The organism is Blautia sp. JLR.GB0024 (assembly GCF_037000545.1).
GTDB classification, from domain to species: domain Bacteria; phylum Bacillota; class Clostridia; order Lachnospirales; family Lachnospiraceae; genus Blautia; species Blautia celeris.
On sequence record NZ_JBANBF010000006.1, the window covers coordinates 85,940 to 109,547 of the forward strand.

At 48.6% G+C, this 23,608-nt stretch carries 16 protein-coding genes and 1 riboswitch; all 16 genes read right to left on the bottom strand.

Annotated features, from left to right (window positions below; translation table 11 throughout):
* Nucleotides 1-131: 131 nt before the first annotated feature.
* The gene (locus V8Q34_RS15105; protein ID WP_148392911.1) at nucleotides 132-782 is read right to left on the bottom strand and encodes an ABC-2 transporter permease; all 651 of its coding nucleotides are present in this window, start codon (nucleotides 780-782) and stop codon (nucleotides 132-134) included.
* A complete protein-coding gene (locus tag V8Q34_RS15110) occupies nucleotides 779-1,642 on the bottom strand; it encodes an ABC transporter ATP-binding protein (RefSeq protein ID WP_033143443.1) in 864 nt (287 codons plus the stop codon). The genes V8Q34_RS15105 and V8Q34_RS15110 overlap by 4 nt, the downstream gene beginning before the upstream one ends.
* 2 nt (nucleotides 1,643-1,644) lie before the next feature.
* Complete coding sequence (locus V8Q34_RS15115; RefSeq protein ID WP_033143444.1) at nucleotides 1,645-2,019, bottom strand: GntR family transcriptional regulator; 375 nt, start codon at nucleotides 2,017-2,019, stop codon at nucleotides 1,645-1,647.
* A gap of 161 nt (nucleotides 2,020-2,180) precedes the next feature.
* Entirely contained in the window at nucleotides 2,181-3,665 is a 1,485-nt protein-coding gene (locus V8Q34_RS15120; RefSeq protein ID WP_335835845.1) for a hypothetical protein, read from the bottom strand.
* A complete protein-coding gene (locus tag V8Q34_RS15125) occupies nucleotides 3,662-9,214 on the bottom strand; it encodes a fibronectin type III domain-containing protein (RefSeq protein ID WP_335835846.1) in 5,553 nt (1,850 codons plus the stop codon). Before V8Q34_RS15125 ends, V8Q34_RS15120 begins: the two co-directional genes overlap by 4 nt.
* 106 nt (nucleotides 9,215-9,320) lie before the next feature.
* A riboswitch (cyclic di-GMP riboswitch) is annotated at nucleotides 9,321-9,398 on the bottom strand.
* 89 nt (nucleotides 9,399-9,487) lie between these two features.
* Nucleotides 9,488-10,618 carry a molybdopterin-guanine dinucleotide biosynthesis protein B gene (gene mobB / locus V8Q34_RS15130; protein ID WP_052099694.1) on the bottom strand — a complete coding sequence of 377 codons (1,131 nt, stop codon included), beginning with the start codon at nucleotides 10,616-10,618 and terminating at the stop codon, nucleotides 9,488-9,490.
* Between the two features lie 3 nt (nucleotides 10,619-10,621).
* Nucleotides 10,622-10,933: a hypothetical protein gene (locus V8Q34_RS15135; RefSeq protein ID WP_033143445.1), complete on the bottom strand. Its 312-nt coding sequence runs from the start codon at nucleotides 10,931-10,933 to the stop codon at nucleotides 10,622-10,624.
* On the bottom strand, nucleotides 10,930-12,204 hold the full coding sequence (locus tag V8Q34_RS15140) for an NTP transferase domain-containing protein (protein WP_335835847.1): 1,275 nt from the start codon (nucleotides 12,202-12,204) through the stop codon (nucleotides 10,930-10,932). Before V8Q34_RS15140 ends, V8Q34_RS15135 begins: the two co-directional genes overlap by 4 nt.
* 3 nt (nucleotides 12,205-12,207) lie before the next feature.
* A complete protein-coding gene (locus V8Q34_RS15145) occupies nucleotides 12,208-13,443 on the bottom strand; it encodes a molybdopterin molybdotransferase MoeA (RefSeq protein ID WP_033143446.1) in 1,236 nt (411 codons plus the stop codon).
* A 172-nt stretch (nucleotides 13,444-13,615) separates the two neighbouring features.
* Nucleotides 13,616-16,312, bottom strand: coding sequence for a formate dehydrogenase subunit alpha (gene fdhF, locus V8Q34_RS15150; RefSeq protein WP_033143447.1), 2,697 nt, complete (start codon nucleotides 16,310-16,312; stop codon nucleotides 13,616-13,618).
* 11 nt (nucleotides 16,313-16,323) lie between these two features.
* On the bottom strand, nucleotides 16,324-18,204 hold the full coding sequence (locus V8Q34_RS15155; protein WP_033143448.1) for an NADH-ubiquinone oxidoreductase-F iron-sulfur binding region domain-containing protein: 1,881 nt from the start codon (nucleotides 18,202-18,204) through the stop codon (nucleotides 16,324-16,326).
* Entirely contained in the window at nucleotides 18,201-18,680 is a 480-nt protein-coding gene (locus V8Q34_RS15160) for a complex I 24 kDa subunit family protein (RefSeq protein WP_033143449.1), read from the bottom strand. Before V8Q34_RS15160 ends, V8Q34_RS15155 begins: the two co-directional genes overlap by 4 nt.
* A 115-nt stretch (nucleotides 18,681-18,795) precedes the next feature.
* Nucleotides 18,796-19,968: a PP2C family protein-serine/threonine phosphatase gene (locus V8Q34_RS15165; protein WP_033143450.1), complete on the bottom strand. Its 1,173-nt coding sequence runs from the start codon at nucleotides 19,966-19,968 to the stop codon at nucleotides 18,796-18,798.
* On the bottom strand, nucleotides 19,965-21,692 hold the full coding sequence (locus tag V8Q34_RS15170; RefSeq protein WP_335835848.1) for a [Fe-Fe] hydrogenase large subunit C-terminal domain-containing protein: 1,728 nt from the start codon (nucleotides 21,690-21,692) through the stop codon (nucleotides 19,965-19,967). The genes V8Q34_RS15165 and V8Q34_RS15170 overlap by 4 nt, the downstream gene beginning before the upstream one ends.
* A gap of 261 nt (nucleotides 21,693-21,953) precedes the next feature.
* Nucleotides 21,954-22,547, bottom strand: a complete 594-nt coding sequence (locus V8Q34_RS15175; protein WP_033143452.1) for a TVP38/TMEM64 family protein — start codon at nucleotides 22,545-22,547, stop codon at nucleotides 21,954-21,956.
* The gene (locus tag V8Q34_RS15180; protein ID WP_033143453.1) at nucleotides 22,517-23,608 is read right to left on the bottom strand and encodes a glycosyltransferase family 4 protein; all 1,092 of its coding nucleotides are present in this window, start codon (nucleotides 23,606-23,608) and stop codon (nucleotides 22,517-22,519) included. Before V8Q34_RS15180 ends, V8Q34_RS15175 begins: the two co-directional genes overlap by 31 nt.

A 23,608-nucleotide genomic window follows, 5' to 3' on the forward strand; every position in this document is an offset into this window, starting at 1 on the left:
TCCCACTCTCCGTACTTTTACTTATCCAGTTTTTTACACTAAGAATAATGTATCACTGTATAATTTTAAAGTCAAGAAAACAATTATCACGTCTGTATGACAATGCAGGGCAAACCAGGTTCTTTTCTGAATCAGAATTCCTTATTGCTGTATATCCTGATTGAAATCATGTAAGATACTGCTAAAACCAGAATACTTACTGCTAAAAGTATACCTGCGATTATTACTTGTCCGTTAGGATTCTGCTGAAGGTTAACCAGAAGTTTTTCCACAGCTGTCCCTTGTATCAAATCCTTTAAAAGCGTCAGTGCTAAAAACGGGATCATGAAAAGCATCATGAAAACTATCCTGCCTTTCTCCACACCCAGTTTATAGATTACAGGTATGACAATACCTGTAAAAATAGGGATAGCCATGCAGCCGGAAACAGTACTGAGTACCTGGTCTGCTACAGACATACCCAAAAGTGCTGCCGTTACTCCGGATATTACTATTGAAAATAAAGCAATCGCTAAAGTCATAATAATAACCAGCATATATCTTGCCTGTACAATCATCTTTTTTCCCAGAGGAAATGAAGCAGCATAGGTGTCCCAATGATAATACTGATCCGAATTGAACAGACTGAGCATCGTCGTTAAGAATACCACAATGCACATAACACCCACGTATCCTGGACTCTTCATCACGTAGCCAAACACACATAAAAATAAAAATAATAGTACATATGTTTTCTGCCTGATTCTGATACTGTATATATCTTTGAGTATAAGCCCTTTCATGATACCACCTCACCTTTCTCCAGCAGCAGAAGAACATCCTCAATATCCGGAGCATCCACTACCATATCCGGATATCTGCGCATAAACGCCTGTCTGTCCTGCACCAAAAATTCGTAGCCTAAAACGCCTCTTTTCAACCGCAGGATTCCTTCTTTATCCAGTGTGCTGTAATCCTCTTTGGAACATTTTCCCACACCGTAACGGTAAAGGATCTCGTCTTTATTCTCCACAAAAAGCAGCCTGCCGTTCTGGATAAATGCTATATAGTCGGATACCTTCTCCAAATCACTGATAATATGCGAGGACAGGAGCACTGTATGTGCCTCATCCTGAATGTATTCCAGCAGGATATCCAGCAGATCATCGCGAACCAGAGGATCAAGGCCGCTGGTTGCCTCGTCAAATATAAGAATCTTGGCTCTGTGAGAGAGCGCTACTGCGATCTGCAGCTTCATTTTCATTCCTCTGGAGTAATCTTTAATCAGCTTTTTATGTTCCAGCTTAAAGTCATTCAGATATGTTTCGTACAGTCCTGCATCCCACTGGCTGAAAATGTTCTCCATGATCCTGCCAATCTGTACAGCGTTCATGGTCTCATGGAAGTTTGCTTCTGCCAGAACCATACCCACCTGGTTTTTCCAGTTGTCATTCTTTTCTTCCAGTTTCTCGCCGTCCACATAGATTTCACCGGCATCTCTTTTTATGATTCCGAGAATACACTTGATCAGGGTGGTCTTACCGGCTCCGTTTGCTCCAACCAGCCCTACAATACTTCCTTTTGGAATTTCTAAATTAATGTGGTCCAGTGAGAATTTTTCATAGTTTTTCACCAGACCTTCAATTCTGATCGCTGCTTCCATTTTTATTCCTCCTCATAGAGCATTCTAAGCATCTCTGTCAATTCTTCCAGTTCTACTCCATTGATCTTGCTTTTTTCTACAGCTTTTTCCAATAAACCTTCTATTTCCTTTAACTGCTCCTCTCTCACAAGCTCATGGTTTGTATCCGCTACGAAACTGCCTTTGCCGACCTGAGAACAAATAAATCCATCCCTCTCTAATTCCTCATATGCTCTCTTCGTGGTGATCACACTGATGCGGAGTTCTTTTGCCAGAAGGCGCATGGATGGAAGTGACTCCCCCGGCTTTAGCTGGCCTCTCATGATTGCCTGCTTTATCTGCTCCGTGATCTGTTCGTATATGGGCTTCCCGCTTGTATTGCTGATTATAATATTCATCCTTACTTCTCAACTTTCTGTGCGCGCGTGTATATATATCATTTATTGTATATACTCATTATACACATTAGATACACACCTGTCAACACCTATCCTAAAAAAAATTTCCGCACGCAAAAACAGCATCGGCCCAGGAATTGATATGCCGATGCTGTTTTTTCTTAAATATTCTTTTTTCTGCTCCTCCGGCTAATAATCATGACTGCCGCAGAGAGTCCTGCCAGCAGGATCATTGCTTCCACTGGGGAGGAATCTCCTGTTTTAGCTGTTTTGGCTGCTGTCTTTGCTGCCGGTTTCGCAGGTGTCTTTTTCGTGTTATCCGTTTTATCCACAATCACTGCAGGGAACTGCTCACTTTTGCGGATCTGCTTTGTGGTGAGAACATAGGTGGAGCAGTGTTTTATCTGCACTGTCACATATCCGTTCACAACCTTAATATTCTTCTGTACCGGTTCCATTGCATTCTTCTCGGTATTGTAATAATACAGGTAAAGATTCTGTCCATCTTTAAAACTGCTGCCTGCATAAATTTCAATTTCAGCCAGTCCCGGAAGCTCTCCTTCATGGGCAAATTCCAGATATAAATTCTCTGATCCCTTGGCCATAAGGCTGCCGGCCTTTTTATTTTCTTTCTCTTGGGCAATGGTAAAATCCATGGCAATATCCGGATCTGCAATTCCCGTTCCGGTAAATTTCCAGGAATACAAAAGCCTGTTGTCCTCTTCTGCCATAACGGTGAGGGTTCTTTCTGTCCCTTTCAGGCTTTTGAACACGGTCTTCTGCTGTTCCCCGGTTAAACCGTTTCCGTCTTTGCTCTTGTAGATCAGGCTTGTAACACTGGTATCCGCCAGACCTTTTTCCAGTTCCTCGTATGTGAAAGCTGTGCATATTCCATCTGGATAATCTGGGTTATTCGGGTTGTCTGGATTGTCCGGGTTATTCGGGTTGTCCGGATCTGGATTGTCTGGGTTGTCTGGATTGTCTGGGTTATCCGGATTATCCGGATCTGGATTGTCCGGGTTATCTGGATTATCCGGGTTGTCCGGATCTGGATTATCTGGGTTGTCTGGATTGTCCGGGTTATCCGGGTTGTCTGGGTTATCCGGGTTGTCTGGGTTATCCGGGTTGTCCGGTACTTTTTCCCCTACTGCCCATTCATAAGATATCCCCTGCAGCACTCCCTCATCCACATATCTCATCTGATGGCTCTGGTCCACAAACGTTATGCTCTCAGGCATTACAAAAGCCCGGAACATTTCATTGCTGGGAGTCCCTGAAATTGTACCGATTGTCATATCCCGGGCCTGTTCAAACAAGGCGCCTGATGATGACAGATAAATGTCCAGAATACCGTTTTCATAAATAGCCTCCCGGATTCTGCAATCATTCTGTAAATCCTCTGAGAAAGCAAACCGGACATCACGGATACTCCCGCTTTCCGTCTCCTTTATCTGCATCTGAATCCTGAGTGTTGTTGCGTGGTTCTTTATCATATCTGCATTGGGGTACAGAGCCAGCTCCACCTGGCTCGTATCCTTCTGCTGCATTTTGATCATTGTATCATCCTGCTCTGCGGCGCGCACGGGTATATAAGTCACGAACAGGGCCAAAATCAGGACCATACATAAGCTCTTCATTCTTTTCATCTGTTCCCCTCCTCATGATTGTCCTTCAAATGAATGGGCGGCAGCGGGTCAGGCACTTCCATAGGCAGTGTATCACTCACAAGACGCTCCCCTTCATTTGTATGCGCATCGTCCACTCTGTATAATTCCGCTCTGACACTTGTCACACCGGATGGAATCTGATCCGGTTCCATATAGTAGATCCAGGTACCGGAGGAGACCTCACCTAATTCCCCTTCTGCCGGAACCTCTGCAAAGATCAACTGGGAACCATCCAGGATATTTCCATTCTGATCATACAGTTTTACCACATTATAGGAAGGATTTCCTTTATATTCCCCTGTAAAGATCAGGGAACCTGCCGGTATTCTGCCGCCCTCAGCATCATAGCTGTAATCTTCATCCAGGATGCCGATTCCCTTATCCAGCAGCTCTACATTGTCTCCCGTAGGTCCTAAAATATCTATCTCTGACAGGGAGACCGCACTCTGGCCCTTGATTTTCAGCTTCAGATAAGCCGCGTCGTAGGTATACAGCCAGGAATCCCCCTCTTTGTTAAAATAGGAAACAGCCGTATCCCCTGAATAGGACAGTGTTCCTGTTTTTACAGGGGTCCACTGGTTTCCGTCCTGGCTTACATAGGCTTCAAATTTCCTGACTGCTGTTTTATCGTCAGCGGCTGTCACCTTAAAGGCAGCGGCCTGAAGGGTTCTTCCGAAGCTGATGACGATCTCCGGGTTTTTTGCCTCTCCGGTATATACATCTGCATAGTCATTGTTGCAAATACTGCTGATTCCGGAAATGGTGATTCCTTCCGGATCTTCCTCATTTCCTTCCTCCTGACGGTCGCTTGATGAGGTCATGTTTGTAGTTATCTTCCATCCATCCTTCGCCACACTTCCGTCATTGGAAATCTTCACAGAGTCTATGGCAGCCCTCTCTGTCTGCTGCAGCAGCTTGTCATATCCCACTGCCTCATAAGTAAACACTCTGTTGTTCATGGACGCAATGGTATCCGTAAATGTCACGGTACCGTCTTTCGCCTCCACAAACCCGATGACCCGTCCGTTTCTGTATATTTCATATCCCAGCATGGAGTTCTGGTCAGCCGCATTATTGGAAAGCGTGATCGTAACCTGGTTGGAGTTCGGAACATATGAAAGATCCGCACTTACTGCAGTCTGTGCTGCCGTGCTTTCTCCGCCCTCAATACGGTATGCTCTTGCTTCATCTGAAATATAGCTGACCCTTCTTGTCTCCTCCTCAAACTGTGATGCGTACGCCATAGTATCTGAATCCGGCGTCATCCCCCACTGCTCAAAGAATGCAAGCAGGTTCTTTTCCGCTGCCGCACAGGAAAGACGCATCAGAGTGTTGTCCACATCTTTTGGAATTGTGAGAGCGACACCTCCGGGCGCCGGCGCAATGGCCGTATTTCTGGCGTATGCATCCACTCTTGCAAAGAACAGATTATTAAACTGCTCCTCATAGTTATCATAAGTCCTGAAATTATATCCCTCATCATAGGCCAGATGGAGCTGCCAATACATGGCAAGGCTTGTAAATACGCTCTCTGCGCGGCCCTTTGTCCCTGAAGTGACCTTTTTATATACATCTGCATATTGATAACGGACAGAATCATTCGTCTCCTTGGCCTGTGCCAGAATGGAGTAATAGTTGTTGGTTATTTCCGCAATGGCATAGGATGGCTGATTGATGATATGGCCAATCTCATGGGCGATTCCCCAGCCAAATAGCTGTCCGCTCACATATCTGCCGTTGTCACTCTGTACCGGTACGCTGTTTGCCAGTCCTGCTGCGCTGCCCCACTCGATACCGATATGGAGCCCGCCGGCATACATAAATGCCCCTGAAAACATTCTCATGTAACGGATATTCAGACGGCTGGATGGCAGATTGTTCTTGCCGCCGTACCGGGCTGCCAGTGTCTTGTCACCATTATAATCGCCAAGTCCTTTGTGCTGATAAAACAGTGTCACCATCTGTTCCATAGCTTGACAGGATTCGTATAATACTTCTGTCTGGTTGTCCAGGCTGTTTTCTTTTCCCTGGTTTTTCAGCTTGTTGTTGATACCGTTTAAAATCTGTTCCGCGGATACGGAATACATCATCTGATGCAGTACAATGTCCGTTGCTCCCAAAATGCAGTTCTTTTTGTCATAGCTGTAGTCACAGCCGCTTTCCTTATTCCCCTCATGAAACTTTTTGTGAAGATCCGAAATTTCCGGAACATATGCATTTAATTTCTCCACATACGCCCTGACCGCTTCTTTTGCTTCCGCCTCATCTGCCGCGTTTGAAATGTCAAGCTTTGGTATCTCCTGCCCTCCGCTTACACGCACGCTCATATTCAGCGCGTCATTATTTCCTGTAAATTCCACATACAAACTGCCGCCGTGTTCTGCACTCAGACTTCCGATCTGGGGAATGGTAACTTCATTTTTTCCGTTTTTCAGATTCTGGACCACAACCTTGCTCCAGTTTCCTGATTCCGCGTGATACTGTGTGGCGATGAGATTCAGGTTCGTGTTGGCCCCCAGTTCCGCGTCATCTCTGCCCACATACACAACCAGTTCTTCTCCGGCGTGAGCACTGATGCCGAGAGGCTGCCACGCGTTCAGGCCGCCGGAAAAGCCCAGGGCGCCGTCCTTTTTCTTTGTCACGGCTGTGTCCACTTTCATTACTCTGCCGGCATTTTTATCGTTGAGAAGTTCTTTCGCGTAGGCCAGATCCGACAGCAGCAGATCCCGCTTCGGATGATAATCACCTGTCGCCTCATCCGGAGTATCTGCCCTTTTCTCCAGCTCTTCGATGGTCTTTAAGGTCACATCCTCCCGCAGCTCCAAATGCATGGTATCCGCAAACAGTCCGTCGACCTCTTTTTCCAGACTGTCATAATAATAAAACTTCATCTCTGCTATGGAGATTCTTCCGTCTGCAGGTGCCCAAGCCATGGCAAAGTTTATCTGTATCCGATTTGTCTTAAATGGCTGGGAATACTGAAATTCATAATATACTTTGCCGTTCACACTCTTCTTCTGTGTAAAATGGCCGTCTATCATTTTCTCATTGCCGTCTTCATCCCAATATTTTGTCTTGGCATATCCATATGTATACTGCTGCTTCTCATCTGGTACTACCACCAGCCTGTCCATCTCATAGCTCTGATCAAAGGTAATGACAGGAGAAGGCTTTCCGGCATTGTATCCGCCTGCATCCCAGGATGCCAGACTCCAGGAGGTGGTATAATCATTGTCTGCCACTGCTGCATCTGTCTCCGGTTTTGAAGAGGGATATGCAATGGATTTAATATGCGCAGTCAGTCCTCCGCCCTCCGTTGGTGTATTGATCAGCCTGTAATTGGAAGTGACTGCCGGATTGATATCCGTCGTCTCTCCTGCGTATATTTTTGACTTGCCGCTGGTTCCCATTTCATTTGTTCCCGTAAGGCATATCTCATAGGTTGTGCCGTCTTTTAAGTCTGTAAGCTGATATTTATTCTGTTTGATATTCTCCTTTTTTTCAAATTCTTCTGTGCCCTGCTCCCTGTAGTAGAGGGTGTAGAAATCTGTGTCCTCCATCATCTTCCAGGCGATGTCCAGTTTTCTGTATCCTCCGGAAATGTTCACATTCTCCGGAGCGTCAGGCGCCTTTGAGGGCTTGGGTACCACGGTCACCGGCTCTGAATAGGCACTGCTCCAGTCGCCGTTCACTGAACGGACCAGAACTGTGTACTCCTCATTGTTTTTCATCTTCTCTGTGCCAAAGCTTGTGATAAGGATACTGTTCTCAGCGGTTGGATATACTTTGCTCTTCCCGTCCTTTTTCACCATAACTTCATAGCCGGCTACATTTGTCTGCGCGTTCCAGGTCACTGTGAATTTCTTATCGCCCGGCTCTGTACTTATATTGTCAGGAATATTCATCACGGGGGCAGGAATCCTGTCCTCCATTCCGTTTAAAAATTCCACCCTGGAGATATCTGCCAGACTGCTTCCTCCGGCATCTGTCACCTTGATGACTACCTTCTTGATCGCAACCTGTTTTCCCAGATTGATGATTATGGTACCGTCCGGTTCCATGACCGCCTGTGCCGCTGTGAGGGCAAACATGGACACTCCGCTTATGGGAACCTCCATGGTCTGCCGCTGCTCGTTTTCATCATCGTATTCCACGGTCACGGACCCTGCCCGGATGACATTGGCGGAATCTCTCGGCGGTGTCAGAACCAACGCGCCCGCTGTTATATCGGAACGTTTTTCCAGATCAAGCTGCAGTTCCACCGGATTTTCCTCTGATATCTCCCCGCCGTCTGCAGGCTCCAGGGAAACGCTTCCCCCGTCGCCCAAAATACTCTCAATACTGCCATCCGACACCCGGGTGGACGCTCCCACATCTGCTGTGATTTCATCCATCAGATAACTTCTTGACACATAAGCTTCCGTTTTCTCAAATCCGTAGCTGTATGAAAGCCACTGCAGATCCACAAGGTCAACACTCTGATCCTGATTCAGATCATAGATACTGTCCGTACTTTCCTGATGAACTGCCAAGACCAATCCCGATTTGTCCTGCTCATCAATCACGCCGTCCCTGTTCACGTCACCGTATCCCATAACACCGGGATGTTTTTCCATATCAGAAAAATCCATTCCTGTATAGACATCCAGAAACTGCATCTTCTGCTCCATGGCCTGTATCTCCACATCCTGGTCATACGAGGCAAAGCTGTCTCCGCTTATACTGAGATGGTACTGCCCGGGTTCCAAATCTGTAAAAGATGCCTCCGCCTTTTTAGAAACGCCCTCACCCTCCTGCATGGAAAAGGATGCTGTAAGCTGCCGGCCGCCACCTGTTAAAACTGCCTGCAGTCCTCTGTTCAGCGCTTCCGGGTCACTGTATGGGAGTGTGTAAAGCAGGCTTAGATGCAGCCGGCCTTTCTGTACCACCGCTCCGGTCTCAGAAAGCAGTGCTCCTTCTCCTTTCTGCGCATCCGGATCACCTGCCATCTGTTCTCCTGCAGCCCCTTCTTTTCCGGACGCTTCCGTCTGTTCCTCTGCGGTCCCTGCTTTTCCGGACTCTTCCGTCTGTTTCTCTGCGGTCCCTGCTTTTCCGGACTCTCCCGTCTGTTCCCTTGCGGTCTCTTTTTTCCCGGATTCTCCTGCCAGTATCCCTGCAGTATCCTCTTTCCCGGATTCTCCCGACAGTATTCCTGTAGTACCTTCTTTTCCGGATTCTCCCGTCTGTTCCTCTGCAGCCTCTGCGTTCTTTGGCGCTCCCGCCTGTTCACCCTGCATTTTCATCTGGCCCTCAGGCACTTCTGCAGGTTGCTGCAGGCTCCTGTTCCTCAGCGTTTCCGCCTGCCATCCGGGCGTCTCGCTCTGCTTCCCGGCATCCATCTTCTGGCTGCTGTCCACATCCATGTATGCTGCCTGCGCACCGGATTTAAAAGACTCCACATCCTGCCCCTGAACAGCGGCAGATGCAGTAGTCCCCGGTGTCTGCAGGAGCATACCGGATACAAGAAGCCAGACGCATAACTTTTTCATTTTCAATTTTTATTCTCCTTCCCCTTTCAGGGCCAAAAAAAACGATACCCAGGGATATCGTTTTTCTTAAAGACAACAGACGGACAGAATATCCCTGTCCATCACTGTCTGCAGCCCGGCTGTCCCTCCCTTGGGACCCGTGGCTTTGCGTCACTGCCTTACGACAGTTTTGCCCCTTTATTTTTTTATATTTCCGTTTTCTGACTCTGTTCATGTATTAAACAGGATCACTATATTAAGAATATCAATTTTGACAATTTTAGTCAAGTCTTTTCATTCCATATTTTTGATTTTTTTACAGATTTCTTCCAGAAGACCGTCTCTGTTCTTTTCTGTAACTTCAATCACTTCCACGTCGGGGCGTTCTGCCACTGCCTGTGTAAACGCACCTGTATTCTTCTGCAGGACACCGATGACAAGACTCTGGGTATCCAGACAGGAGAACAATGCTTCCTGAAAGGCGGGGGCATCTGCCTCAGCCTTTCCGAGTTCATCTATCACGGCTGTTTTTTCAGGCATTTCCTTCACCTTTTTCATCACGGCTGCGCCCAGTGTCTCAAAGGTTTCCGGTATGGATATCTTCTTTCCCTTACCGGCCCGTATTAGGATCGGACTGTCATTTTCGTATTCTCCCACAGGTACCAGGCTGTGCAGGTAAAATCCCTTCTGGACACCGCCGATCTCATAGGGCAGTGTTCTGTAACCCACCGGCTCTGTTCCCAGTTCTTCCACAATACGGTTTAAAAGTGTGCTCTTGCCAGCCCCTTTTTCCCCTGTCAGGAAGATATGTTTTCTATGTGCTTCTGAGGGATGGGCCGTGAGTTTTTTCTTTCCGGCCAGCTTTTTCTCTGCCTTATGGCAGCCACACTGGCAAAAAGCCGCTGCCTTTTGGAGCATGGGACGCTTTTTTAAAGGAAATTCCGCATCCGGAAGTGTTTCCAGCAGATCTGCCAGAGCGGATATCTCTTCCACAGAGTGATAGACTCTGAACTCCCCATAGGTTTTTTTATCCCCGGCAAGTCTCCCTGCTATGGCAATCGTCTCCTCTGTCAAACGTTCCGAAACCTCCGCATCCTTATGTGCACAGATGATTCTGGGCACACAAAGTTCATACTCTCCTTCCAGTATGAGGTAATCCACAGGCAGTTTCTCATAGAAATCCCCGCTTACGTCCGCCGGAAGTAAAATATCGGTCTCTTTTTTCCCTTTTACACAGACAAGATCAGCGCCCGCCTCCCTGTGTCTCCACGTATTACTGTCAGAAGTGTCCAGGGTAAATTCGGGACAGAACACACTCTTTACGGTTCCCACCCGGTATCCCCGTTTTTTCAGTTCTTTGATGAGTCCGGTAACCGTTGTGGTCTTGCCGGACTTTCTCACACCTACGATCGTACAGATTTTCAACTGTCACCCTCCCTGCTCACTCTCTATTTCTGTTATATGTTTACACCAGCGCCTTCGGTGTGTATCCTTTGGAATCACGAGACGGTATGTCTCTCCATCCTGCGCAAGGTATACATCCCCCGCGAGGATTTCTTCACCGGAAACAAGCGTATCCCTGCCGTCCCAGCTCACAAACTCCACGAGGCTGTCCGCAGTCACACTGCCCAGTACCTCACTCACCGAAAAAGCCTGATAGGAATATTCAGCTCCGTCAGCACACTTCCCCTTGAGTTTCACAGGGGTCATGCCTTCAAACAAACCATCTTCTATCTTCATATATGCTCACCCCAGACTGCCAGCATATCCTCTATGTTATAGGAGTACACGCCATTGGAACACGGATTCTCCCCATGGGTCCCTCCGTCACCGGTCTCATGCACGCCATGATCGCTGATCAACAGGATCTCTCCCTTAAAAATCCCGGAGAGCGCTTCTATATATCCGTCTGTCTCTTTTAATTTTTCCATACACGCAGAGCTAAAGGGGCCGTCTGCATGGGCCGCATCATCAATCTCATGAAAATGGGCAAAAATAAATTCTTTTTCCTCCGAAGCCGCTTTGCACGCATCCCGGTAAATCCAATAATCGCAGCCTTTTCCCTTTGCCGCAGCATGAAGCCTGGGCAGAAGTTCTGTCTTCAAAATCCTGGTATCCCCCTCTAAAAATGCTGTATTTTCCGCACTCCTGCCGGCAAACAGGGTGGGGACCAGAACTTCCCTGTCCTTTCTGGAGTGTATCCCGTGCACATACGGCAGTTCCCCTGTTATCATGGTAGCCATAGCCGGATTCGTCACCGGCGGCTCCACAGTCCTCACAGGGAGCACGGAAAAATTACGGCTGATAAAAGGCACACTGCCATTGTCCGCCGCATTTTTGTACATACGGTAACCCAATCCGTCCAGGTAACAGACCATTACCTTTCCGTGTGTCAGTTTTTCCCTGACACGGGGCGCAAATTCCTGCAGCTTTCTGCCGTAATGAAAACAGAGCTGTTCATATTCTTCAGGCGTATTTACATTTGCAATGACCGCCTCTCCGAATCCCAGCTCCTCCAAATCCAGATACCGTGTATTGACCCGCTGAAACAAAAGTCCGGGCTTGTGCTCCCGGTTTCTGCGCATATGCTCCACAACAGGCAGAATACTTTTTGCATACACACTGCACAGCGGCTGAGGCCTGCCCTCTCTTCTGAGCACCAGGCAGTCCTCCTCACCGGTAATGTTTGACACCAGAGCCTTTAAAAATTCCCGGCTTATCATGGGCATGTCTGTGGCAAGCATCACCGCATACGGTGCATCCATCTGCTTTAATACCTGATAAATGCCCTCCAGCGGTCCGTATTCTTTTTCCTCATCCTCCACCAGTGTACAGGACAGATCCCGGTATTTTTCCCTGTCATCCACTGAGACATAGATTTCAGGGAAATCCCGGCAGGCATCTATAAGCGTATGCAGAAAGGTGTCACCGTTCCATGTAAGGGAAGCCTTGTTTTTTCCCATTCTGCTGCTCTTTCCTCCTGCCAGAATCCCTGCTGCTGTCTTCACCATATCCTAATCCTCCCCCAGATAAAGGGCATCAATGGTGCTGCCCGGCAAAAGTGCGTCCGAGCCTTTTGGAATCATGCCGATGAGATTACAGCCGCCCCAGGGGCTGACCATACCGTTTGCCTGATTCTTCCTGGTGTTTAAGCACACTCTTCCCTGATGGAATTCCAGAATACCGGGGATGATCCTTCCTCCCGGGCTTTTCTTTGGAAATCCCTCCGGCAGACATACCGGAATACTGGGCACTTTGTATTCTTTTTTACCGCACATTTTACGGAATGCGGGAAGCCCCAGCAAAAATAAAGCTGCCGCCGCTGCAGAAGGATTGCCGGAAAGGCCCAATAAAAGCCTGCCGTCCTTTACCGCTGCCAGAGTTGCCATTCCCGGCTTCATTCTCACCTGCCAGAAGAGCACCTCTGCTCCGATTCCCTCCATAGAGGAAAGGGCCAGGTCATAATCCCCCACAGATGCGCCTCCGGTTGTTATGACACAGTCCGCATCGGCCAGACACGCGGTGAGCGCATCCTTGATGGCGTCCTCATCATCTCTGACAATTCCGTAGATATCTGCTGTGATTCCCCACTGCCGCAGAAACCCCTGCAGCATGTAGGCACTGCTGTTTCTTATTTTACCGGGTTTCAGCTCCTCCGATACGGGCAGAAGCTCATCCCCTGTGCTGATGATCCTGACTCTGGGTTTTTTGAAGACTTCCACCTCTCCATACCCGAGACCTGCAAGCAGTCCCACGGACGCAGGGCTTAAATGTCCGCCCTCCTCCATGACGACCTCTCCTGTCTTTACATCTTCCCCTGCTTTTACGATGTTGCTCCCCGAAGCAATGGGTGAAAAGAAACACACTTCCTTATCAGTAAAGGAAGTGTCTTCATATTTCACCACAGCATCGGCCCCCTGAGGGATAGGCGCTCCGGTCAGTATTTTTACTGCCTCCATAGGCCCTACCGCTTTTTCGGGCGCATGTCCCGCCGGTACCTCCTCAATAATTTTTAAAGTCACCGGCGTATCATGTCCCGCATCTGCAACATCCGCAGAGCGGATGGCATAACCGTCATAGGGGGAGCGGTCAAAGGGCGGAATATTTTCTTTGGCCAGTATCCGGCAGGCCAAAATCCTGCCGTAAGCCTGATCGATCTCCACCTTTTCCTTCCCCATTCTCTCTGTATGGGAGAGAAGCAGGTCTATGCCTTCCTGTATTTCAATTCTCTTTGGATAGTTTTGTGCCATATCTGTTGTCTCCGTTATACTTGTTACGATTCAGCCAGCTAAATCGTTACAGGTATTCGCCCATTAAAAATCGCTTTGCGATGGGGCGAATACCTGCTGTCACGTTACTATTCTTATACACGGTCAGCGCGGTAAATGCGCAGACCTGGCTGAACAGTTACGAAATCATTACTTATGCTTTTTCAATTTTTATCGCACATACCTTATATTCCGGTATTCTTGCGTATTTGTCCAGTGCTGCGTTGGTCAGCCAGTTCGCGTTTCCATCCGGGAAGTGGAACGGCATCCAGGATTCGCCCTGGGAAACCTTGCGTCCTACTCTTGCGGTGGATTCAATCTGACCACGTCTGGAGGATACTTTTACCTTGTCACCGTTTTTGATTCCCAGTGCCTCGGCATCCTTGTAGTTCATCTCTATATAAGAGGTACCCTGGATTTCCATAAGTCCCGGTGTTCTTCCGGTCATGGCCCTTGTTGTATAGTGATACAGCATACGGCCGGTCATCATGATGATCGGATATTCCTCATCCGGAAGCTCTGCGGACGGAACGTACTCTGCAGGATAGAACATGGCAAGTCCTCTTGAGAATTTGCCCACATGCAGAATCGGGGTTCCCGGGTGATCCTTGGTCGGGCACGGCCACTGCAGAGTTTCACCTGCGTCAAGCCTTGCATGGCTGATGCCGCCGTAGCTTGGTGTTACGGACGCGATCTCATCCATGATCTCAGCGGAGGTCAGATGCGGCTGCGGATAGCCCATACGGTTCATCAGGTCAATGATGATATCTGTATCCAGTCTCATATCCCCGTCCAGCTTCACAGCAGGGCGTACTCTCTGCACACGGCGTTCCGTGTTGGTAAAGGTACCCTCTTTTTCCGCGTAGCTGACACCCGGAAGGATAACATCCGCATACTGTGCGGTCTCTGTCATGAACAGCTCCTGGATCACAAAGAAGTCCAGATTTTCCAGTGCTTTGATAATGTGATGGGTATCCGGGTCTGTGACAATGGGGTCTTCACCGTAAATGTACAGGCCTTTTACCTTGCCTTCGATAGCTGCCGGGAATACTTCTGTGGAGTGCAGACCATTGTTGGGATTCAGCTTCACGCCCCAGGCTTTCTCGAATTTCTCACGTACTTCCGGATTCTCCACTTTCTGGTATCCCGGGTAATCCTTCGGGCCGGCACCCATATCACAGGCACCCTGTACGTTGTTCTGTCCGCGGATCGGGTTAACGCCGCAGCCCTCGCGTCCCAGCTTGCCTACCAGCAGAGCCATATTGGACATGGACATAACGCCCTCTGTACCGGTGGAATGCTCGGTAACGCCCAGACAGTAGATGATTGGCGCTTTGTCTGCTTTTGCATACATGATGGCAGCTTTTCTCAAATCATCCGGGTCAATGTGGCAGATCTCCGCAACTTTTTCCGGTGTGTAATCTTTTACGATTTCTTTGATCTTCTCATAGCCTTCGGTTCTCTCTTCGATGAACTTCATATCCTGAAGTCCTTCTTCAATGATCACATGCATAATGCCGTTGGCAAACGCAACGTTGGTACCCGGTCTTAATTTCAGATGAATGTCTGCTTTCTTGGACAGATCTATATCACGTGGGTCAACCACGATCAGTTTGCAGCCTCTCTGTACCGCCTGGCGGATCTGCATGCCAATAACAGGATGCGCTTCCTCCGGGTTGGAGCCTACCATCATGATCAGGTCCGGTTTTTGGGTGATGTCTGCAATGGGGTTGGTCATAGCGCCTGAACCAAGGGTCATGGCAAGACCTGCAACGGATGCGGAATGGCATACACGTGCACAGTTATCTGTATTATTGGTTCCAAAGCAGGTTCTCACCATCTTCTGAACCATGTAAATGTCCTCATTCGGGGAACGGGAACATGCAAAACCTGCCAGGGATTCAGAACCATACTGTTTCTTGATCTCCATAAATTTGGAAGCCACCAGATCCAGTGCCTCGTCCCAGCTTGCGCGCTCAAATTCACCGGTCTCTTTGTTCTTGATGAGCGGATATTTCACCCTGTCTGCAGAGTGTACAAAATCAAAGGAACCGCTGCGTCCTTTTACACAGAGCAGATTTTTGTTGGCCGGACCGTTGGCCGGCTCCACATCCACGATCTTATTGTCTTTGACTACCAGATAGAACTGGCATCCGGTACCACAGTGCGGACAGGTAGTCAGGACTTTCTTGTCGATCTGCCACGGACGGAAGGATTTTCTTCTCTTGGAGGAAAGTGCTCCGGTAGGACATGCCTCCACACAGTTTCCGCAGGACTCACAGGTACTCTTTCTGATAGGCACGCCGAAAGGTGTTCCGACGGAGGACTCAAATCCTCTCTCCATGGTGTCAATGGCACCGCGGCCTACCACCTTATTACAAGTATTCACGCATCTGTGGCAGAGAATACACAGGTTCGGATCATAGGTAAAGAACGGGTTGGAGTCATCCACCGGGAACTCGGTCATCTCGCCCTCGTATGTGGTTCTCTCCACGCCGTATTCCACGCAGTAGTCCTGCAGCTTACATCTGCCGTTCTGTGCACAGGAGAAGCAGTCTGTCTTGTGATTGGACAAAAGCAGGTTCAGGATGGTCTTTCTGGCATCCACTACCTTCTCGCTCATGGTCTCAATCACATCGCCCTCGCTTACATGGCAGGAACATGCGGTATCCATTTTCTTTCTTCCCCTGTTTTCGATCTCCACCATACACATACGGCAGGAGCCATCCGGAAGCAGGTCTTTGATATAACATAATGTAGGGATTTTCACACCGGCTTTCTCTGCAGCCTGTAAGATGGTAGTCCCCTTCTCAACTTCTACAGGAATTCCGTCTATCGTAACATGAATCATTCTCTCTCCTCCTATCTTACCTCGATTGCATCGAAACTGCAGTTTTCTATACATGCGCCGCATTTGATACATTTTGCGGTATCGATGGTATGCGGTTCTTTCTTCTCACCGGTAATAGCACCAACCGGACAATTTCTTGCACACTTGGTACATCCCTTACATTTTTCCGGATTGATATAATAGTTCCGAAGCGCTGTACAGGTATGGGAAGCACATTTCTTATCCACGATATGCTCCATATATTCATCACGGAACATACGGATGGTGCTCAGTACAGGAAGCGGTGCACTCTTTCCGAGGCCGCACAGAGACAGATCTTTTACACTCTTTGCGATCTCCTCCAATTTGTCAAGGTCTTCCACTTCCCCTTTGCCCGCTACGATCTTCTCAAGGATTTCCAGCATTCTCTTGGTACCGATACGGCAGGGAACACATTTTCCGCAGGATTCTCTCTGGGTAAAACTCATGAAAAATCTTGCCACTTCCACCATACAGGTGTCCGTATTCATAACAACAAGTCCGCCGGAGCCTACAATGGCACCGAACTTCTTAACAGAATCAAAATCAAGAGGCTCATCCAGATGCTGGGTAGTCAGACATCCGCCGGACGGTCCGCCGATCTGTACAGCCTTAAATTCAGAACCTTCCTGAAGACCGCCGCCGATCTCATAAATGATCTCACGCAGGGTAGTTCCCATGGGAACTTCGATCAGGCCTGTATTTTCAATGGAGCCTGTCAGGGAGAAGGTCTTGGTACCCGGGCTTCCCTCTGTTCCGATGGTACGGAACCACTCATGGCCTTTCAGGATGATCTTCGGAACATTGGCATATGTCTCCACATTGTTCAGAACCGTGGGTTTTGCCCACAGACCATGGTCAACGGTTCTCGGCGGTTTGGTACGCGGGAATCCTCTGTTGCCCTCAATGGAGGCTGTCAGAGCAGAACCCTCGCCGCAGACAAAGGCACCGGCGCCTCTGTTAATATGCATATGGAACGCAAATCCTGTTCCCAGGATGTCATCTCCCAGAAGATTTCTCTCCTCCATAACTGCAATGGCGTGTTTCAGCCTTGCCACAGAGTTGGGGTACTCGGCACGCACATAGATATATCCCTCAGAGGAACCTACCGCGTATCCGGCGATCATCATACCCTCAATGAGCTTGAAGGGGTCACCTTCCATAACGGAGCCGTCCATGAATGCTCCCGGATCACCCTCGTCACCGTTGCAGACTACATAGCGCTCTTTTTCTTCCTGGGCAGCAACCTGTTTCCATTTCCTTCCGGTGGGGAATCCGCCGCCGCCTCTGCCGCGCAGGCCGGACTGGTCCACTTCCTCCACAACATCCTCGGGCTTCATGTCAAACAGCACTTTTTCCAGGGCTTTGAATCCGCCCGCTGCAATATATTCATCAATGGATTCCGCGTCAAATCTGCCGCAGTTTTCCAGAACCACACGTGTCTGTTTTGCAATGAACGGAATCTCATCCGGCTGTACATAGGTGTTCTCCGCTTTCTTGTAGAGCAGTCTGTCCACAAGGCCGTCACCCATAACCGTATTGTCAAAGATTTCCTGACAGTCATCCGGCTGAACCTTTATGTACTGCACCACTTTGTCACCCTTCTGGATACGCACCAGAGGACCGAATTCACAGAAGCCCTGGCAGCCTGTCCTTTTGACACCCACATGTTCTTTCTCGTCATGGGGAGCAAATTCAATGGTGACATTGGGGGTGTTCCCCACGATTTCCATCATCTTCTGATAGATTTTCTCGGAACCTGTGGCAATACATCCTGTACCGGAACAGACAAGGATCCTGCATCCGTAAGACTGCAGCTCCTCTACCGCCGCTTCCCTGCACTTGTCGAGTTCTGCTTTGTTTGAAATCATCATGCGCCTTCACCTCTCAATTCCTGCACTAACGCAACTACTTTTTCCGGTGACATCTTGGGATGCACTTCCTCATTGACCATCAGCGTGGGAGCCAGGCCGCATGCACCCAGACAGGATACGGTTTCCACAGTAAAGATCATATCATCGGTGGTGTGTTTCTTCTTGCTCAGTCCCAGCTCTTTGTAGAGTGCCTCCAGGATCGGCATGGATTTCCTCACATGACATGCCGTGCCGTCACAGACTTTAATGACATATTTTCCCTTTGGCTCAAAAGAGAAATTCTCATAAAAAGTTGCAACGCTGTAAGCTTTTGCCTCTGTCACCCCGATCTGCTGTGCAGTGTAAGTGAGCAGTTCCCCCGGCAGATAGCGGTATTCACCCTGAATGTCCTGCATGATCGGAATCAGGGATGACGGTTTCTTTCCGTACCGCCCAATGATTTCATCTGCCTTTTCGTAGTAAGATTGGTCTAACATATATTACCCTCCTATATATAATATATTACCTCTGATGCCTTGAAAGGCGGCCTGCACATTTTGTTCAGATGCAGAACCTTCCTTATCCGGTTCAACCTGGCAAGGTATCAAATGACTACCATATTTTCATCTTCACTTTTTTCCCCGCCTTCTCCAGACAATCTTTTAAATGGTAGGTAAGACGCAGTTTTTCTCCCGCGTCTATGTGAAGTTCTGTGTTCGCCGGGTTTCTGGCATTCCCGAAAAATATGCGGATGTCTGTGGAGTTTTCAAAGAGCTCCTCCAGAAGCCTTGCGGCTGCATCCTTTTTCCTGCCGAAACCAAGCACTGCCAGTCCGTCTTTTAAATAGCGGTTGGCATATATATTCAAACGCCGGATGGTCAGAAGGCCCTCCGTGACCAGATCCACACCTTTCAGGGCAGACATGGCCGGCACCTCATCACATCTGGTGTCATCAAGCGATACTAATTCCTCACCCAGATGGTCTGCCACGAACTTAGCTGTGGTTCCGCCGCACACAATGTGCTTTCCGGGTGATGCAAAAAACAGTTTTAAAAATGCCTCATCTTTTTCCATCTGGCTGGGCGGCCCGATCATGAGATTCGTAACTGCCCTCTCACATAATTTAATCACCAGAACCGTGATATCATCATCTGTCTCATCTAAATTCAGGTCTACACAGGCACTGGCGATATGGGCTGCCAGCTGCTGGGCTGACATCTCTTTTTTGTATTTTTGTTCGCAGAAGCGGACTACATCCTCCCGCCCCCATCCTCCGTTGGTGGTCTTTCCCATACCGGCATTGGTAACGCCGTCTGACATGAGGATGAGCACGTCGTCTTTTTGCAGGGTAAGCTCTGCCTCCCGGATTTCCTTCTCCTTGATGCTGTGTGAGGTCTCCGGATATTCCACAGACCTTCCATCCCTCAGAAGAATGGCACCCGGATTATCATACTGGGCCAGATAGGCCTGTCTGCCGCTTATCTTCAGGGCAGTAAAGGTGGAGTAGGCCATGTTCCGCACGCGGCACACGGGAAGTGTCTTGGCAATGGCCTCCACGGCATCGTCCAGCGGAAGCTTTTTTATCATCATGGTACAGAGCATTTTTGCTGTGAGCGTTGCCAGAATGTTGGCTTTTACCCCGCTGCCGAGGCCGTCCGAGAGAACCAGTACCGTGTCGGAACCCCGTTCCTCTGTAATGTAAAAGTCTCCGCAGAGGGATTCTTTCTTTTTATTCAGACTGACATGTCCGAAATCCGCAAAGAGGTTGTCAAAATGTATCTTCATAGCCATCCCTCCGGATTGTCAGTCCCGGACTTTTCCTGTTCTGTGAGGATGGTCTCCTTCAGCTTCTCCACAGCCACCTTTGTGTCGGCTGCCGTCTCACCTAAAAGCTCTGCGATCTGATGAACGATGCTAAGCTGTTCATCCGCCAGCTTATCCGCCATCTGTGCCGCCATGATCCTGGTACGGCGCACCTCCTGCTGCTGTGCCACCTCTTTTGTGACATTTTTCATAATGCAGATGATCAGTCCGTTACTCTTATCATACGTGAGAACACGCTCCAGATAGACCTTGTATTCCTCCACAAAAATCTTGTCCTGGGTAAATCCCTTACCGAATGCCAGCATATTTACAAAGGCGTAATCATCCATAAGCTTTGACACCGGCTGGCCGATAATGGCCTTTTTCCTTCGGATATCGAATAAATCCATGGCCGCCCTGTTGAGCTGCACCACTTCCAGATCTGTATTCACTGTCACCAGCATACCCGGCATGGAATTGATGATCTTGTTGGCATAGCTGGCCTCACGCTCCCGCATATAGGGAATGCACATGGAAATCTCCGCCTTGTTCTGGAAAATAGCGATGGCCTTCTCCCTGCAGGTGTTATATCCGCAGGCACCGCAGTTTAATTCCTTCTGGTGGGTGGCCTTTCCCATCTTTTTCAGGATTTCCTGAAGCTCAGCCTCTGTGGGCTTTGGATGGCTGACCTCTTTTTCAATAAATTCCCGCTCCAGGTTCATACCTGCAGGGAGATTGAAATCTGCTTCATCATCGGGACAAAACGGGTCTTTCATGGAAGCTTTCATCACATCCATGGAACCTTTCAATCTGCGTATCTTATCCTTCTGGAAAGAGGGGCCTCCGATACAGCCGCCCTCGCAGATATTCAGCTCCAGAAAGCATTTATGTATCTTTCCCTCCCGCAGTTCCTCCAGAATCTGCATACAATTTTCCACACCATCAATGCTCAGATATGTATAATCTTCATTTTTTCTGATAATCCGTGTGATGCCGCCGCTCATGGCACGCATTCTGGAGAGCATAGGCTCCGGTTCCTCCTGATCTGCGTCAACCGTGATACTGTTTTCCTCCATCCAGGCATCCAGTTCCTCGAAGGTTATGACATAGGCGGAATAATTGTTTTTCTCGGAGATTTCCGCAACGGGCGAGATGCACGGGCTTATATATACCGGAATGCAGTCCCTGTTTTTCTCTTTCAGATATTTGGCATGGGTCTGCATGGGGGATAACACCGGAAGCAGGTATTTTGCCAGCTCGGGATATTTGCTGCGCACAAGACGCACAACTGCGGGGCATACAGAGGTGATCATCACATCCATCTGCCCTTCCTGCAGAATCCGTTCATATTCTCTTCGCACCAGATACGTGCCTTCCGCAGCTTCTCTGGCATCCGTAAATCCCAGTTTCCGCAGTGACTCCCTGAGCACCGGAAAACTGCCCGGCCCGTATTTTGCAGTATAGGCTGGATTCACACTTGCCACAAGCTGATATCCCTCCGCGATCATCCGCTTCAAACTGGGCACATCGTTCTTCTCCGCTTTTGCGTGCTGGGGACAGATGATCGTGCACTTCTCACAGAGGATACAGTCATCCTGCATGATCTGCGCCTGATGGTCCCTGATCCGGATGGCCTTCACCGGACAATGGCGGACACATTTATAACAATTTTTACAGTCTACCGGTTTAAATTTGAGAATCCACATAGTTTCCTTTTCCGTCATTCCGCACTGTATTGTGCAGATTCGTCAATATTGCTTAGAATTACCTATTCCATTATACATGAATCATCGGATTTATACAATATTCATTCCACAATTTTTCTTTTTATTTGTAATTTTCCTACAATAAATGCTGTTCTATCCTGCACACTGTATATTTGTAGCTGCTCTGACTCTACATAATATACATAGAAAAACGCCCTCTCTGCAGCCGCTTGGGGCTTCACGAAGAGGACGCTGTACGCATCAGAACATCATTTTCAATACTTCCATAATACCGGTCAGTCCAAGGCTGTATAAAAGGATGGAGCCCGGTTTTCCCAAAAGGATGATGGCTGTGAATTTCTTCAGAGTCATTTTGGTTAAGCCCGCAATGTAGCACAGCAGGTCATCCGGTGCCACAGGGAGAAAGATCGCCACTGCAAATGCCTTGTCAAATCCGTTTCCCTTGCTCAGCCATCCGATGTATTTGTCGTAATTCTTCTCCCCAATAATATTCCGCACAAAAGGTCTGCCGTACTGTTTTGAGAGAAGAAATGCCAGTATGGAACCAATGCTGATTCCAATGTAATTATATACAAATCCCCACACAGGGCCGAAGATCAGCACCCCGCCCAGGCACCCTATGGCACCCGGAAGAATGGGAATCACTACCTGTACGATCTGAATCAGAACAAACAGGGCAGGAGCCCACACACCGCAGTTGTGAAGGAAAAGTTCCAGAGCATCCCTGGATACAAAGATCCGGTTCTGCACCCCATAGAAAATGAAAAATCCCATTCCGATCAGTCCCGCGATGGTGCACAGGTTCATGAGAACTGCTGTTCTTTTTGTCTCCATACGTTTCCTCCTCTCCGGCGGGCAGGGACGGTACGTTTTCCCTCTGCCGCTGTCTTCTCATAAAACTCTTTCCACATCTGCCCCACATGCTCCCTGCTGTAAAATTCATGTCCCGCAAAAGAGGCGTGGGCACTTCTCTGGTAAAAATCAGGATCTTCCCTGAGCTGTTTTAAGGTACTTACAAATGCATCCATACCGTCTCCCCTGAGCGCGTAATCAAAAAGGATCGGGTCATATATAGGCAGGTTCCGTACCAGGACCGGTACTGCGCAGTTCATGGATTCCAATATGGTCATGGGGAACAGTTCCTCATAGGAGGGAAGGAACATCACATCAGCCATGTTGTAGATCTCATTCATTTTCTCCCTGTCCACGATTCCCAAAAACCGTACGTTCGGGGGAAGGTGTTTCATCATTTTCCTGATTTCCTCGTAGCCGTCGGATATCCTTCCAAAGGAAAATCCGCCTGCCCAGACAAACATGCAGTCCGGCATTCTTTTCGCTGCCTCCACAAAATCAACCACACCTTTTCGTTTCTGGAGCTGGCCTACACACAGAACGGTAAATGCGTCTTTGCTGATACGGTATTCCCTGCGGATACGCGCCCTCTCCTCACGGGGAAGGGGATAAAAATCCTCCTCTGACACTACGTTTGGAATATAGGTCACCCGTTCTTTTGGAATCCCGTAGTGTGCCAGACGCTCAATAAAATACGGATTGACTGTCACCAGCTTATCCATTCTTTTATAGAAGGAGAGCATATAGCGGTAGAAAATCTTCTTCATAAACCGGGGAAGATGGATGCTGTTCTCTACCGTCTCCGGAAGAAAATGTACATATCCCACGGTCTTTCCCTGTCTTTTTCTGTGTCCTATCCCCAGGTAAAATTCCGGGTTGATGGAATGGTAGTGGGTGATCTCACAGGATTCTTTTGCATTGTTCAGCACCTCAAACTGTCCCTTCAGAACCTGCGCCGCCAGCGCTACCTGCTCATCATGAGCGGAAAGAACGCCCTGTCCTTTTACCATATCTGCCTTTGACATCATATTTATTTTCATCAT

Bases quoted from the DNA above. Each gene is read 5' to 3' on its own strand.
- V8Q34_RS15115 (WP_033143444.1), bottom strand. From the start codon at position 2,019: ATGAATATTATAATCAGCAATACAAGCGGGAAGCCCATATACGAACAG.
- V8Q34_RS15160 (WP_033143449.1), bottom strand. From the start codon at position 18,680: ATGTTAGACCAATCTTACTACGAAAAGGCAGATGAAATCATTGGGCGG.
- V8Q34_RS15135 (WP_033143445.1), bottom strand. From the start codon at position 10,933: ATGAAGATAGAAGATGGTTTGTTTGAAGGCATGACCCCTGTGAAACTC.
- V8Q34_RS15125 (WP_335835846.1), bottom strand. From the start codon at position 9,214: ATGAAAAAGTTATGCGTCTGGCTTCTTGTATCCGGTATGCTCCTGCAG.
- V8Q34_RS15175 (WP_033143452.1), bottom strand. From the start codon at position 22,547: ATGGAGACAAAAAGAACAGCAGTTCTCATGAACCTGTGCACCATCGCG.
- V8Q34_RS15140 (WP_335835847.1), bottom strand. From the start codon at position 12,204: ATGGTGAAGACAGCAGCAGGGATTCTGGCAGGAGGAAAGAGCAGCAGA.
- V8Q34_RS15110 (WP_033143443.1), bottom strand. From the start codon at position 1,642: ATGGAAGCAGCGATCAGAATTGAAGGTCTGGTGAAAAACTATGAAAAA.
- V8Q34_RS15120 (WP_335835845.1), bottom strand. From the start codon at position 3,665: ATGAAAAGAATGAAGAGCTTATGTATGGTCCTGATTTTGGCCCTGTTC.
- V8Q34_RS15145 (WP_033143446.1), bottom strand. From the start codon at position 13,443: ATGGCACAAAACTATCCAAAGAGAATTGAAATACAGGAAGGCATAGAC.
- V8Q34_RS15180 (WP_033143453.1), bottom strand. From the start codon at position 23,608: ATGATGAAAATAAATATGATGTCAAAGGCAGATATGGTAAAAGGACAG.
- V8Q34_RS15155 (WP_033143448.1), bottom strand. From the start codon at position 18,204: ATGATGATTTCAAACAAAGCAGAACTCGACAAGTGCAGGGAAGCGGCG.
- fdhF (WP_033143447.1), bottom strand. From the start codon at position 16,312: ATGATTCATGTTACGATAGACGGAATTCCTGTAGAAGTTGAGAAGGGG.
- V8Q34_RS15165 (WP_033143450.1), bottom strand. From the start codon at position 19,968: ATGAAGATACATTTTGACAACCTCTTTGCGGATTTCGGACATGTCAGT.
- V8Q34_RS15170 (WP_335835848.1), bottom strand. From the start codon at position 21,692: ATGTGGATTCTCAAATTTAAACCGGTAGACTGTAAAAATTGTTATAAA.
- V8Q34_RS15105 (WP_148392911.1), bottom strand. From the start codon at position 782: ATGAAAGGGCTTATACTCAAAGATATATACAGTATCAGAATCAGGCAG.